The organism is Cyclonatronum sp. (genome assembly GCF_022565315.1).
In the GTDB taxonomy this organism is placed as follows: Bacteria; Bacteroidota; Rhodothermia; order Balneolales; family Cyclonatronaceae; genus Cyclonatronum.
The window spans coordinates 1-14,804 of sequence record NZ_JAIUMX010000092.1; the positions used below are offsets into that span (position 1 = coordinate 1).

The following is a 14,804-nucleotide window of genomic DNA, read 5'->3' on the forward strand; positions in this document are numbered from 1 at the left end:
CCGTGCTCCAGCTCATCCTCTGAGGGCAGACCCATGTTAAGGAAGTACTCAATTACGTTTTCCGTGAACAGCCGCTCGCTGTTGGCCGCGTTGCGCAGGAAAACATACTCCAGCATGATATCGGCGCCCAGAATCTGACCGGTGCGCGGGTTGGTGAAGCTCGGCCCGTAGCCGCCAAAGGGAGGCGTCGGGGATGAGGTCCAGCGAAGTACATTATAACGGATATCGCCTGCATCCCAGTCAGCCGTATCGGGCTGCACTTTCACCTGAATCGCATTCCGGAAGCCGGCTGCCTCAAACGCGCGGTTCCACTCCAGGGTTGCCGCTTTAATGGCGGGGCGCAGCTCATAAGGCGTTGTGTTTTCAATCCACCAGGTGATGGGCTCAACCGGCTCGGAAATTTCCGCATCCGGATCCTGAGGCTCCAGGTGCCAGCGGTTGATTACATCGCGCCAGGGTGTAGCGCCCAGTGCGGTCTGATCATTGATTTGCTGTGTGAAATAGCCCACACGAGCATCATCGCGACGGGGCACGAAATTGTTATCTGGCATTTCGATGAAGGTGTGCTGATACACGATGCTGATAGCACGGGCATCGGTAACGGCAGCGCCGCCGCGGTTAATGGGCGACGGATTATCGTACACGTATTCCACAGTAACGGCCGTGTTCATCGGGTAGCTGTGAATGCTGCGGAACTTGGTCTTGTCGCGGCTGAGGTTACCCAGGGTGAGCATCGCGCCCGGAGGCATGCCCGGAAACGGGGAAGGCTTAACCTGATGCAGGGCTTCGCTGAGGAACAGCGGATCAGAGTTAACGAGCATCTGCCCCTCGTGCTCGGTATCAATTTTGGCCGAAAACAATACCGCGCGGGAAATGTTGGCATCGGCGGCGCGGGCCAGCGGACTCGCCTCATCAAAATGGAAGCGGGTGTTTTCCACCACAAATTCGATGCGGTCGAAATACCGCTGAATGCTGAAAACTTTATTGTCGCGGTAATTTCCGCGGAAGTGACCTACCTGCGGCACGCCGTCAACGGTGTGGCCCCAGTAAATGAATTCTTTGCCGATCTGATCTTCGGTTATCAGCATTTTGGTGCTTCCGGAGGTCGTATCCTGATACACGGTAAACAGCCCTTCAAAGGCAACATGGCCGGATACAGCTCTTTCAATGGGGTTTTGCCGCGGTCGTTCCTGCTGATCGCCGGAGGCAGGTGCAGTTTGCTGCGAGCCGGTGCATCCTGCTACGATCAAAAATGAAAGCAGCAGCATGGTAATTGAATGCTTCATGCGAGATTTCTTTAGATGATTAGATTGAGATGAGATATGTTCCTGTACTTCGACTCCGACGCCAAACAAACAGATAAAGTTCTGTAATGTGTGCGATTTGTTCGGAAAAAGATTACAAGTGCATAAAGTACGGCATTTATACAGATTCGTTCTGTAAATTAACAAAAGGGGCATATACAAACCCTTTACATTTAAGCCAAAGACTGCCTTCCTTTTCTTTAAATCCCTATCTCAACCTGAAAGCGCAGGTACCAGCTGTCGCGGGCATCTGCAAAACCTGTAGCAGGGAAGCGGTCGTGTGTGAGCTCAAGCTGCAGCTTCAGGGCGTGCTCCCACACGTAGCGGGTGATGCCCCCGCTGAACTGTTCCCGCGGCCGGAATGCGCGCCTCACCTCCCGCTCAGGGGTCTGTTTTGAATACCGGCCGATCAGCTCAAAGTCGGATGGAAACAGGTAACTTGCCTGCACATCGAAGCCCGTACCTTTCAGGAAATAGGCCGTTCTCTGTTCAGCGCCGGGATCTGCTTCAGGAAGCAGGACCACCGGATTATCGGTTTGCCGGCTCATCCAGGCGCCCATCAGCGCCCAGCCCTGATATTTCAGCATGGCGTCGAGGTGAATAACGGTGAGGTCGCGTTTGCCGAAAGTGGCCGAACCCAGCTGACCCTGCGTGCGGCGTGCGCCCACATTGTGGTGCAGGGTTCCGGCAAGCAGCAGCTTCGGACTCTGCTCCCGGGCGAGGTCGCCCTCAAACTGCGTTCCGTTGTTGCGGAAAGCGCCCAGCGGCATCAGCTCAAGACGGCCCGTGTAGGCCAGATCCGTATCCGGGCTGCGGGTGTAGTTGCGGCCGTCGCCGGTGCTCACTGCCGTTCTCAGGTTGTAGGAAAAGCGGTTGAGGTCTTCCCGGCCGTAGTTCACAAACAGGCCGTAATCTCGGTCGATAGTGAAGGCCGCGTTGTTGATAGAGCGGTCGGTGAGCTGCAGCGCGCCGGAAGAATTTACCCGCTGACGGTTACCGGGCAGCTTGGTCTGCCCGAAACCAATGCTCCAGTGCCGGTCAGGCCGGTAGAAGAACACCGCATCCCGAATCACGTTGAGGTTTTCGCCCTCTTCCAGCACGCCGACATCGCCCGGGGCAAACGACAGCTGAATGGCGTACAGGAAGCGCGGATCGCCCACGAAACCGTCAAACCGGAGCCTCAGCCGGCGCACCATCGCCTCAACGGCGCTGTCCTGATGGCTGTAGCTGATGTAGGTGGCCCGGTTCTGCATCCTGAAACGAATGTTGACCTGATAGGTGCTGTCAGGCGTAGTGAGCCCCAGCCCGCGCCCGAAGGAGTAGTAGGGCAGCGACGGGATATCGATGTCCTGAAAGCGTCTTTCGGCTTCCGTTTGCTGCGCCTGTGAAGGCTGCGGGAGTGCAGCAACTGTGAGCACGACAACCAGGAGAAATGCTGTGATAGTTTTTTTCATAATCCTCGATAGGTGATTTTTTTGCTTTGGTTGAAGGAATCCTCAAATAAATTCCTGCTGTTGGGCTGGCGCATCAAAACGGTTCCAGGGTGAATCCTGCGGGAAATCTGCCGAGAACGTCATTTCTTTTTTTAGGGTGGGATGGGTGAAGCCGAGCCGGGCCGACAGCAGCGCGAGGGTGCGGCCCTGCGGCTGATTGCCGTCGCCGTACTTGTAATCGCCCCACAGCGGGAAGCCCGCATGCGCGCACTGCACCCGAATCTGATGCGAGCGCCCGGTTTCCAGATCAATTTCGATCAGGCTCAGGCCATTCAGGTGTTTTATCAGCTTCAGACTGAGCCGCGCTTCTTTTGCCCCTGCCCGGCCCGGTGCCACAACGCTGACCTTATTCGTGGCGGCATCTTTCACCAGAAAATCGCGCAGATCTGCCTGCGGCGGCGGGGTGCCCTGCACAACGGCAAGGTATTTCTTACTCAGCTGCCGCAGCCGAAACTGCTCCGAAAGCCGGGAAGCTGCCTTGGAAGTCCGCGCAAAAACCATCAGCCCCGAAGCCGGACGGTCGAGCCGGTGCACCATCCCCAGAAACACATTCCCCGGCTTGTTGTACTTCGTTTTGAGGTACGCCTTCAGCGCATTCAGCAGGTCGGGGTCGCCGCTTGCATCTTCCTGCACCGGCACGTTGGGCAGCTTGTGCACCACGAGCAGGTGGTTGTCTTCAAAAACGGGGGTAAAAAAGGGGTTGGTTTCTTTTTCTTGCATGAAATTGGATGGGGTTAAACCTGAACCGGCAGAAGACCTGAGCCGCATGAAGTTTTGAAGGACATAATTTCGGGATCAAATCTAAAGGAAATTGGAAGGAGATGCTTTTGGAAAATAACGGCAGTTTCAGGCCTCAAACTGCCCGCCCCGAAAGTCTGAACTGAGATGTTCAGCCAAATATACTACCAATCACCGAAGCGGGGGTATAAATGCTGTGAGCCCCCGCAACAAAATGGTGCGCTTCATTTACCGGTGGTTTTGAGTCTAAGTGCCCGGAATTGTAAAGAAAAAGCAACGCTCCGGCTTGCTTAGCAAATCCGATTTGTGATCAGCATCCCAATAGCATCGCGATTTAATGAGACAGATATTTCTCAGGCGTTTTCGAAAACTTTTTAGCAGCAACAAAAAACAGTCCCGGAGGGCCGTAGTTTTTCTGCACTATTTTGTTAAAAATCAGAACACGCTTAGCGCGGCCAGGCATAAGTCAATACTAATTTACACTTAGCTATTTAGAAATTTTCTCAGGGTACACGCCAGGGGTGACACATACTGTCATGCTGCTTAATTATATTGCTGATGCCGAAGAACAAAATTATATTAGAATACACCGGCATTTTGTAAACCACTATTAAATATTACCAACTATGCTCCAAACACTGCTAAAAATTGGTGAGCAAATCTACAACGAAGATGGAATTTGGGCTTGGCTCACTACTGTCCCGGCTTATGATCATGAAAAGACAAATTGGGTATTACCTATACTTTTTGATTGTGTTGATGCTGAAATCAAAGCATTGAAAACCGAAATGGAATTATTTGACCCCAAAGAATCAGCTCAAAAATTTAGGTTACTTAATCCTGGTTTGTGGGGACCGCGAGGAAATAAGGTTGCACATACAACTGAAACGGATAAGCTCAAGATGCTTACAGAAACTTTTTTTGGTAAAGGGAAGAAGGGCATTGGTAGTTTTGCCAAAGCTATCATTGACCTAAACTCAAACATAGAGAAACGGCTCATATTCCTGGCATTAACAGAGATTAATCAGGTACTGTCAAGTAAAGTCGGGTTGCTTAACGCCAAGTCACTCTTGGAAAGCTGTGATCTTGGGAAAAGCGAAAGCATCGTCATGTTTACCACATATTTTAGGTCCGAGTCCATTACTCAAGGACAAATTGTGCCGTTACATAGTCTGGATGGGTATGAAGAATTTGTCCATAAAAAGTTCGTCGAAGTTAAGTCCCCCTTTTCAGGTATTGATTTCGTTGCATCCATGAGTACAGATGATCTTTCCGATTCAAACTTCTTAGGCCGATATAACATCAACAAGGTATTCCAGACTACAGGTATCAATTATGCAGCGAATTTTTCTGACCATCAGAAAAGCTATCAGCTATCAACCCAAAGAAAGAGGTATCTCGATCTTGCCTCAAACCACATTTTAAATAGTAAATCCTTAAAAACAACAATCGCCGGCATAAGCCACCTCATTATTCCAAGCCTGCTAAACCGGGATTTGGAAAATTTTGATACAGAACTCATATCAGAGGCCATTTCGGCCACGAATGAGTTTTTATTCAGAATGCTGCAAACGGATACCGGGATACAGAAAAACCTGTCGCAGCTCCCTTTGTTTTGGGTGAATTATATCGGATATGAATCTGACGGCAACTCCTTCAAAATTATCAGTCAAATAAATGACGTGAATAGCTTTTATCTCGCCAAACTGATCGAAGTTTTTGGAGACACGTCTTACGAGTTAAGCGACCTGCTTGGCAATCAGGGCGGCTTCAACCTGCAAAGCATATACCGGATAATTCCGATACGCGACGGTCAGAAGGCAAAAGTGAATCCGGTACTTAGCCTCTTCAAAGATATTTTTGAACAGCGGCCCATCGATCCCAACCTGCTTTTTGAGCATTTCAAAAACCTGCTACTCTGCCACAGGTTCAGCCGCTACAGAGCTTTTAGCAATATCAGAGAAAACAACAGTTTCGACTATGCCATCAAAGATGCTGTATTTAAATATGCAGCCATGTTCTATGCTTTAAAACACTTAAACCTGATACCTATGGATACAACACAACCAACCGAAACCGCTCCCTTACCCGAAGAAAGCAGCTTTCAGGAGCATACGGAGCATCTTTTTGCCCGAATGCAGTACACTGATGCCGAGAAGGCCCTGTTTTATCTGGGTCGTGTGCTTTCATCTGTTGCTTATGCACAATACAAAAAAGGCCATGAAAGCAAGCCTGTACTCAACAAGCTAAACTTTAATGGCATGGATGAGCAGGCGATGATGCGCTTTAGCCTTGACCTTGCTGAAAAAGCACGGCAGTATAACCTGCACAGAGAGACCGATTTTAACTTCGCACGCTTCAGAGCTTTATTCAACGAGAAAAGCTGGCCCTTAACCAAGGAGCAAAATTTATTTTATCTGCTTGCCGGCTACACCTTCCACCTCACCCTTCCATCCAAACAATCCTAATTTTAACGACCATGAATACCATACAGCACAATTCAGATTTTCTCTTTCTTTACGAAGCCATCAATTGTAACCCCAACGGCGACCCTGACCAGGAGAACAAACCCAGAATGGATTATGACACGCAGACCAATCTGGTGACCGATATCCGGCTTAAGCGCTACATTCGTGATTACCTAATGCAGCAGGGCGAAAATGTGTTTGTTTCGATGGAAGAGGAAAGAAAAGTAAACCCCGACCAGAAACTGGAGTTTGTGATAAACCGCCTGCTCACCGATGAAAACCTCATAAATACATATTTTGAGGGGCACGACGATATGAAGGAGGCTTTTCAGGCAATCCTTACCAAACAAAAGGACAGCAAAGGTGTGTTTAAAGCCCTTCAAAGTACTGATAATAAAAGTCTTAACGTATTCATACTGGCTAAAATCGTAAAGGAAACCTTCCCTGATATACGTCTGTTTGGAAGCGCCTTTGCTGTAAAGGGCTTTACGCGTGCTTATACAGGCCCGGTACAGATCAACTGGGGCTATTCCCTCAACAAGGTCTATCCCGTAGCATCTGATTCAATCGTAACGATTATGAATGATGACAGCAGCACCTTCGGGAAAGATTACCGCATCCATTACAGCCTGCTGGCCTTTCACGGGGCCGTGAACAAATACGCCGCTGTTTCCACAGGCCTTACAGATGAAGATATGGAGCTGTTCCGCTCTGCAATATGGAGCGCCATTCCTTCCCTGCCAACCCGCTCCAAGCTGAATCAGTACCCTAAGCTCTATCTTGAAATTATCTATAACGACGGGTTCCACAATGGCTACTTTGGCGACCTGCGCAACTATATCGGCTGTGAAGCGGCAGCGATTACCGGAGGAGATTTCAAAAAAGTACGCAAGCTTACAGACCTTTCCCTCAGCTTCACACGCCTCGAAGAATTAATTCAGGAACATAAAGGAGCTGATAAACCCATCAAAGATATTGTACTAAAGACCTCTTCCGATCTGGCCATAAACCTCAGCTGATATGGAAATTTTATCCTTTAGTGTGGAGGGGAAGTTTGCACATTTCCGCAAATTTCACGGAAACAATACGGCAATGAGCTATTCCCTGCCACCCCGTACCACGATTACGGGTCTGCTTGCCGCATTGCTGGGAGAGCCCCGGGAGGCTTATCATGCTGAATTTCAGCATGATAAGCTTAAAATTGGAATCAGGGTTGAAACGGAGGTGAAGAAGTCTTTCCACCGGTTGAATTTCCTAAAGGTTGTTGGGAAAGAAGACTTTAGCGGCCAAAAAGGACGCATACAAACGCCTTTTGAGGTTGTAACCGGCAACAAACTGCAGGAAGACATGGTGAGATACCGGATTTATCTGGCCGCAGGCGAGCCTCCGGAAACCTACGAACGGCTGAAAAAAGCCCTGCTTTCCGGTACTCAACACTACCACCTGAGTTTAGGGATTGCCGCTTTTTCTGCCTTTATAAATCGGGTAACGCTCAGCACCGGCACGCTAAGGCAGGCGAACAACGAGTGGGTTGAGATACACTCCGCCTGCAACAGTGAGCAGGTACAGGAAATTGACTTCCCGGAAGAAGCCTATCTGAAGTTCAGTTTTGTGGAGGAAGAACTACTGCCTGCCGATTTTATCGGTGGAGATAAAGGTCGGGAGGTGTACCGCATGAACCGGATTCTGTTTGCCACCCGACCCATGCCTTTACGGGTGAAGCTAAGCGGCTCCTATGCTGAACTCCCGCTCGCAGATGGTACCACTGAAAACATTCAGTTTCTTGAATATGCAGCCGTACTCGCACAGCAGCACTGATACCAACGGGGTACAAACCGGCAGTAAGCTCCTTGTTCATCATTTAGAGCAGGTATCAGGTATTGCTTTAACCAACTTTTCTGCCCGCACCCGTTTTGGGGATGACGGAATCTACCCGGATTTCCTCAAAACGGTTTGCTGGCTGCATGATTTTGGAAAGGCTACAGAATGGTTTCAAAAGTATTTGCTGGGAGAGCGCATCCCCAATGCGATGCTAAAAAACCACGCGAGTCTGGGTGCTCACACGGCCTGGAATCTCCTCCAGAAAAAGCCAAAACCTGCCCTTCTGGCCTATTTCATCATCAGGCTGCACCATAGCAACCTCATGAATTTCGAAAAGGTGCTTTGGCCCGACACCTATATCAGTAACAAGCGCAGCATTCAGGCAATTCACGCACAACAGGTGCAGAAACTGATGAATACGGGCATTTTCACGCAGGGTCTCGGGGCGGAGACACAGCTGGATACAAGCTTCGCTGAACCCAAAAAACTTCATCTCGCCTTCAAACAACACCTGAAAGGGAAAACCGATGCAAGGGATTACTTCCTAATCAACTACCTGTTTTCGCTGCTCACCGAAGCAGATAAACTGGATGCATCTGATACCCCGGTTTATGCACAGGTGAGCATCGCTGCTGACAGCGTTGACCTCCGGCCGGGCTTTGGTAAGCCGCATTACCCCAATAAACCCCTTTCCGAATTTTCGCAAAACGAGCTTCGTAATTATGTTCGGGCTCATGTAGTTGCAAACCTTTCCCGCACTGATATCCTTCAAAAAAGAATCTTCACCCTCGCCGCTCCCACCGGAATTGGTAAAACCATGACCGCGCTCGACTTCGCCCTGAAATTGCGAAGCAGAATTGAAACGGAAGAAGGGTACTTTTGTCAGATAATTTACGGACTCCCTTTTATCAACATTATTGAGCAGGCCCTTCGGGAATATGAGCAAACCCTGCCTGCCGGTCAGATTTTAGCCCACTACCAATATGCCGATCTCTTCGGGCAGAGCAAGCCGGATACTGCCAAAGATTTTGATACTGAAAAAGGATACCATCAAACCAAAATGGCCTGGGATACCTGGCAGAGCGATGTTGTTATCACCTCATTTGTACAGCTTTTTGAAACCCTGATCGGCAACCGCAACAGATTACTCAAAAAATTTCGTCACTTCGCGGATGCTATCCTCATCATTGATGAAGTGCAAACCCTTGCCATCGAAAAACTACCCCTCATAGGCGCAGCGCTCTATTATGCCGCGAAATGTCTGAACACAAGGGTAATCATAATGACAGCTACGCAACCCAAGCTGTTTGAACTGATGGCACGTGAGCTTCCGGTTCACATTGAAGAAGAAGCCTGTCAGCCTTTGAATCTGCTCGAAAATGACAACGCGGTGTTCGCGTGCTTCAACAGAACCTGCATCATCCCGCATATTTCAGAGAAATTTACCACAGAGGGCTTTATTCGGTTCTTTTCTGAGACGTGGCAACCGGATAAAAGCTGCCTGATTGTGGTGAATAAAGTGAGCCGTTCGATAGAAATTTTCTCTCAGCTGTCTGAACTGCTTGAGGAAACCGGATGCAGGCTGTTTTATCTCTCTACCAATATCACCCCTTATGAGAGGCAGCAGCGTGTGCTGGAAATTAAAGAAAGCCTTAAATCGGAAACCTGCATTTTAGTATCAACGCAGGTTGTTGAAGCAGGCGTAGATCTTGATTTTGATATGGGGATGCGGGATTTGGGGCCGGTTGATTCTATCGTGCAGGTAGCGGGCAGAATTAACCGGGAAAACAGCCGCGACAGGTTGGGGGCCCCGTTGTATGTGGTTGATTTAGGCGACTGTCATAAAATTTACGGCTCGGCAACCTACTATCAGGCCCAACTTGCACTTGGCAGCAAGCCCATACCTGAAAGCGGCTACAAACAGCTTGTTGAGCGTTATTTCGAGGCCGTCACGGATACGAAGCGCGCTGATTTTCTTTTCGCCAGAGAAATTTTTGGCGCTATGGAACAGCTTCGGTACGCCCATCCTGATTCAGGCGACAGCCCGGCTGAGCGTACGGTAGCGGACTTCCGGATTATTGAAGGAGCCGAAAACGCGGTGTCTGTCTTCATCGAGCTGCCCGACGATTACGCAGGCAGCGAAGCCAGAAACGCGTTTCAGCAGCTTTTAAACGGTTCACTAAGCCGGGCCGAATTTGAAACCCATCATAAAAAGACGTTCAATCAGCGCATCGTTGCAGTACCTGACTATCTGCCCGGTATCAGAGAATTAAACCAGCCGGAAAACCGCCTTACAGACGATATCCTTTGGGTTCAGCCCGATGTAGCCGCATTTTACTATAACCCGGAAACCGGTTTCATCCGGTCCGCTTCTGATGAAGGGCTGATGATGTTGTAAGCAGCCGCCTAAACTAAACTTTAAATCAATTCTTAAACGAATTTGCAGGATACCAAGCCCGAAATAACACTGCTGCAAATCCATATCAAGGCCATATCAACGCCATATTTATATGGCGTTGATATGGCCTTGATATGGCGAATACACAAGCTTAACTCTGCTATAGCCCCTTAATGTAACCTAAACTCTTCAACTCCATAATTTCGAATGTAAGCGTATGGCAAAATTTAAAGACGGCCTTTTTGGTCCGGTTTCGGGTAAAATTGACAACCTGATTCTCAGCAGCAGAAACGGCAAACCCTACGTACGGTCCCGGCCGGCTCAGGTAAGCAACCCCCGAAGCCCGAAACAGCTCGCAAACCGTAAGAAGCTATCTTTACTTTCCGGCTTTTTAAAACAGGCAAAAACCATGATTGCGGCCGGTTTTCCCGCCCCGCCTGAAGGAAAATCATCGCGCGATGCAGCCTATTCTGCAAATTACCCGACTGCGTTTAAAGGCGAATATCCCAACATTACGCTCAACTATGCGGGCCTTATTGTCAGTAAAGGGAATAAACCCTTGCCCCAAAATATCGCCATTTCGGTACATGATACAGGGCTAACCCTTAGCTGGGAAACCACCGAAACCGGTTTTTTGAGGATATTTATTCTAAGAGAGCAAGATCAGGCAGGTTTTACCAGCCTCAGGAATATTGAATTAGCAGCCTGTCAGGCTGACCTTGCCTTACCCGCAGGATTCATATTAGAACCACAGAAAGTACACCTGTGGATTTCAGCAGCCTCTTACTCCGGCACCTCCGTTTCTGTTTCCCATTATCAGCACTTGTAACCGCTCAAATCAAACCCACACAGCATGTCAATACAGCAGGTAATCATCAGATTCCCGGAAATCAGGCTTCAAACCCGTGATGCCCACAAACTCAGAGGTTATTTCGGTAATTTGTTCGCGTCTGAGTCGCCCCTACTACACAACCACTTAAGCGACGGGAGCTTAAGCTACAGCTATCCGAAGGTGCAGTATAAAGTAATTAATAACCAGCCATTGCTGGTGGGGCTTGGGGAAGGTGCCGAACTACTGACTGCCCTTTTTATGAAAATCCGTGAGCTGAATATTGATGGCCGGCTTTACCCCATAGACCAGAAAAACATAAGCACATCGCTGATACAGCCCGGCAGCAGCACACAACATCATAAATATGCATTCCAAACCCTTTGGATGGGCCTTAACCAGACGAATGCTTCAGTTTACTTGAAAATGCCTGCACCGGAGAAAAAAGCTTTTCTGGAAAGAGTGCTCACCGGCAATTGCCTGTCGTTTTTAAAGGGGATGGAAATATTTATTGATGAGCGGCTACAAGTTCGGGGGGCATTTACTGAAAAGCTGACCACCTTTAAAAACAAACGGATGTTTGCGTTCAGCGGCTTTTTTGAGGTAAATGCAAGTCTGCCCGATTATATCGGCCTTGGCAAACAGGTTTCAAGAGGTTTTGGCACCATCATACGTACAGCATAAACCCACTAACACTTCCTTCAACCTATAAACCGACGCACATGCAGCTCTTCATTACCACCTACGGGGCCTATCTGCACATTCAGGATGGTATGTTTCAGGTTCGCTTCAAAAACGGGGATACCGAAATAAAGAAAAAAATACCGCCCAAAAAAATCAGCTCAATCGTGCTTGATAAAGGTACTGCGCTTAGTTATGAAGCCGTTAAAACGGCCCTTGCACATAATATCGACATTGTTTTTACAGAAGGAGACGGCATACCGCTGGGCCGGATTTGGCACAGCAAACTGGGCAGCACTACAAAAATCCGGAAAAGACAGCTGGAAGCAAGTATCGGCCCCGAAGCGGTTAGCTGGGTAACCCAATGGCTTGCTGAAAAAGCTGGCCGCCAATGTGAAAACCTCAGGGAGCTAAAAAAACACCGAAAGCCGCACGAAACCCTCATAAACGAAGCCATTTCCAAAATTGAAGCCCAAAAAGGCAAGATCGAAAACTTCTCTGAGCATGCTCATATAGATGAAATTGCAGACAGCCTGCGGGGCTATGAAGGCACAGCCGGCCGGTGGTACTTTCAGACCCTGTCTGCCCTGCTGCCTTCCGCTTACCGGTTCAAAGGGCGCAGTTTCCGGCCTGCTAACGACCCGTTTAACGCCTTCCTGAACTATGGCTATGGTATGCTGTATGCCCGTATCGAAAAAGTGCTGATGCTTGCTGGTCTCGACCCGTATGTGGGCTTTATGCACCGGGATGACTACAATCAAAAAAGTTTTGTCTTCGATTTTATCGAACCTTACCGGCCCTTTGTGGACCTTACCATCTATCGCCTTTTTTCAGGCAAAAAAGTGCAATCGGAACACCATGAAGCCATCACGAACGGCACCGGATTGACCAAAAGCGGGAAAGAGCTGATTGTAACCGCGTTCATTCAGCGCTTCGATACCGAAACCATCCGTTACCGCGGCAGAAACCTCACCCGGATGCATGCGATTCAAATGGATGCCCATCAGTTTGCCAACAAACTCATCAGCAGCCCGGTAACCGACGTGCCATCAATTGACCTGATGCAGCCTGACTTACCTTTCTAACTTCAAAAAATACAACCCCATTATGATTTGCTGGGTACTTTATGATATCAAAAACGACAGGAGCCGATCGAAAATCGCTAAAGTGTGTCTGCAAACCGGCCTGTACAGAGTACAGTATTCTGTTTTTTTGGGCAAAATAGAAAAAAACGACCGCGATACCCTTCAGCTTCAGATTGAAGAACTCATGGATGAAAGTACAGATTCGGTTTACATTTTTCCTATGAGTAAAGATGAATTACGGGATACCAAACTGATGGGTCAGGCTTTTGACAAAAAAATGATTACAGACGAGTTGAAGTCCCTTTTTCTATAACCATTACAGCCTCCGGAATCTTCTATGAGTGTAACCCCATCAGAAATTATACAATATTTGTACTGCCCCAGATTTACTTTTTTTGAACTTGTGCTCGGCATCCCACAATCGGAGGAAAAGTACTATAAAGCCATGAAGGGGCGGCATTTACATGAAACCAAAACCAGAATAAACAAAAACTACCTTCGCCAAAAACTGGGCGTTACGGCAAAATATCAGGAACAGTACCTCACCAACAACCTGCTTAGGGGTAAGGTTGATGAAGTACTTGAACTTACTGACGGCACTATGGCCCCACTGGATTACAAATTTGCTGAATATAAAGACAAGGTTTATAATACCTATAAAACACAGCTTGCCTGCTATGCCTGGCTGATTGAGCACAACTTCGGCAAACCGGTGCGAAAAGGCTATTTGGTATATACACGCAGCAACAATAAAGTTATAGAAGTGCCGATCTCCCATGAAGAAGTTGCAGAGGTAAAAAAAGCAGCCACAGCCATAATCAGCATCATTACCAACAATTTTTTCCCAAAAGCTACCACCTATAAAAAAAGATGTTTAGATTGCACCTACCGGAATATTTGTATAAAGTGATTCTGCCGTGTATTAAACAGCTTGTCTTCCGAAGCAGGATTTATTGAGGTGCAGCGGCACCAACAAACATAAATCCATTAATATCAAATCTCTAAGAGTAAATTATTTTATGAAAACCGATATCTTGAGCATGATATTGCCCCTAAAAAACTATATAATCACAGCATTTTCATCCAATACCAGGCAAGCATACATATTGTATAATCAATATTTTACCCCTAAAATCGGCCTTTAGAAACACATCCATCACAAGAAGGATTGAAACACAGTCGCAAGTATTGCCTATACGAGGGCGAATACCCTTTAGAAACACATCCATCACAAGAAGGATTGAAACACAATTTGCAAGCGGTTTGCCTTACGCTTGCAAGCTGCCTTTAGAAACACATCCATCACAAGAAGGATTGAAACACCCGAACCTTTCAGCGGATGAACAGCACCTATTCAATCCTTTAGAAACACATCCATCACAAGAAGGATTGAAACTAGCGGTCTTCACCTGTGCAATCAGCCCGTCAACCACCTTTAGAAACACATCCATCACAAGAAGGATTGAAACAGTTAGGTTCAACACCCGCGATTGATACTCATGACTCCATTAGAAACACATCAATCACAAGAAGTATTGAAAAAAAATCCCCTGATCACTTGCTTTTCATGGGCTTTTTTCCTTTAGAAACACATCCATCACAAGAAGGATTGAAACCGAACAAACCAAATAATAATAATTATGTTCAAAAGAATCCTTTAGAAACACATCCATCACAAGAAGGATTGAAACTCAGATCAGACACTCGTTCCGATATCGGTAATATCAGCCTTTAGAAACAAATCCATAACAATAAGGATTTAAACGTCGCATAACTTCTACTGGCTCGGTCTCATCGCTAAGCCTTTAGAAACACATCCATCACAAGAAGGATTGAAACACAATTTGCAGGCGGTTTGCTTTACGCTTGCAAGCTGCCTTTACAAACACATCCATCACAAGAAGGATTGAAACACAAGATAAAATGAACAAACGGATGAGAAATATACTACATATAGAAAAACATCCATACAAAAAAAAAAAAAAAC

12 protein-coding genes and 1 CRISPR repeat array are annotated in these 14,804 nt (G+C 47.6%); of the genes, 9 read left to right on the plus strand and 3 right to left on the minus strand.

All coding sequences use genetic code 11. The annotated features are described in order from the left end of the window. The 3 genes from LAT75_RS12355 to LAT75_RS12365 all read right to left on the minus strand — a co-directional run. The coding region (locus tag LAT75_RS12355) for a DUF5117 domain-containing protein (RefSeq protein WP_291482980.1) at window positions 1–1,286 on the minus strand (1,286 nt) is incomplete at its 3' end. Window positions 1,287–1,504: 218 nt separating this feature from the next. After that, the gene (locus tag LAT75_RS12360; RefSeq protein WP_291482981.1) at window positions 1,505–2,758 is read right to left on the minus strand and encodes a porin; all 1,254 of its coding nucleotides are present in this window, start codon (window positions 2,756–2,758) and stop codon (window positions 1,505–1,507) included. 42 nt (window positions 2,759–2,800) lie between these two features. Beyond that, the gene (locus LAT75_RS12365) at window positions 2,801–3,517 is read right to left on the minus strand and encodes an RNA pseudouridine synthase (protein WP_291482982.1); all 717 of its coding nucleotides are present in this window, start codon (window positions 3,515–3,517) and stop codon (window positions 2,801–2,803) included. 644 nt (window positions 3,518–4,161) lie between these two features. Here LAT75_RS12365 and LAT75_RS12370 point away from each other — a divergent pair. From LAT75_RS12370 to cas4, 9 genes are all read left to right on the plus strand, one after another. Further along, on the plus strand, window positions 4,162–6,003 hold the full coding sequence (locus LAT75_RS12370) for a TM1802 family CRISPR-associated protein (RefSeq protein WP_291482983.1): 1,842 nt from the start codon (window positions 4,162–4,164) through the stop codon (window positions 6,001–6,003). An 11-nt stretch (window positions 6,004–6,014) separates the two neighbouring features. Continuing rightward, window positions 6,015–7,022 carry a type I CRISPR-associated protein Cas7 gene (locus LAT75_RS12375; RefSeq protein ID WP_291482984.1) on the plus strand — a complete coding sequence of 336 codons (1,008 nt, stop codon included), beginning with the start codon at window positions 6,015–6,017 and terminating at the stop codon, window positions 7,020–7,022. 1 nt (window position 7,023) lies between these two features. Next, complete coding sequence (gene cas5 / locus LAT75_RS12380; RefSeq protein ID WP_291482985.1) at window positions 7,024–7,821, plus strand: CRISPR-associated protein Cas5; 798 nt, start codon at window positions 7,024–7,026, stop codon at window positions 7,819–7,821. Next, window positions 7,793–10,222 (plus strand): CRISPR-associated helicase Cas3', encoded by a 2,430-nt coding sequence (gene cas3, locus LAT75_RS12385; RefSeq protein WP_291482986.1) that lies wholly within the window; start codon window positions 7,793–7,795, stop codon window positions 10,220–10,222. Before cas5 ends, cas3 begins: the two co-directional genes overlap by 29 nt. Window positions 10,223–10,439: 217 nt before the next feature. Further along, window positions 10,440–11,051 (plus strand): DUF6266 family protein, encoded by a 612-nt coding sequence (locus LAT75_RS12390; RefSeq protein WP_291482987.1) that lies wholly within the window; start codon window positions 10,440–10,442, stop codon window positions 11,049–11,051. A gap of 24 nt (window positions 11,052–11,075) precedes the next feature. Continuing rightward, a complete protein-coding gene (locus LAT75_RS12395) occupies window positions 11,076–11,735 on the plus strand; it encodes a CRISPR-associated endonuclease Cas6 (RefSeq protein WP_291482988.1) in 660 nt (219 codons plus the stop codon). A 38-nt stretch (window positions 11,736–11,773) separates the two neighbouring features. Further along, window positions 11,774–12,817, plus strand: coding sequence for a CRISPR-associated endonuclease Cas1 (cas1, locus tag LAT75_RS12400; RefSeq protein WP_291482989.1), 1,044 nt, complete (start codon window positions 11,774–11,776; stop codon window positions 12,815–12,817). A gap of 22 nt (window positions 12,818–12,839) precedes the next feature. Then, window positions 12,840–13,130, plus strand: coding sequence for a CRISPR-associated endonuclease Cas2 (cas2, locus tag LAT75_RS12405; protein WP_291482990.1), 291 nt, complete (start codon window positions 12,840–12,842; stop codon window positions 13,128–13,130). A 24-nt stretch (window positions 13,131–13,154) separates the two neighbouring features. Beyond that, entirely contained in the window at window positions 13,155–13,727 is a 573-nt protein-coding gene (gene cas4 / locus LAT75_RS12410; RefSeq protein WP_291482991.1) for a CRISPR-associated protein Cas4, read from the plus strand. Between the two features lie 228 nt (window positions 13,728–13,955). Beyond that, window positions 13,956–14,730: a CRISPR direct-repeat array (repeat unit 37 nt; unit sequence CCTTTAGAAACACATCCATCACAAGAAGGATTGAAAC). The last annotated feature ends 74 nt before the right edge of the window (window positions 14,731–14,804 follow it).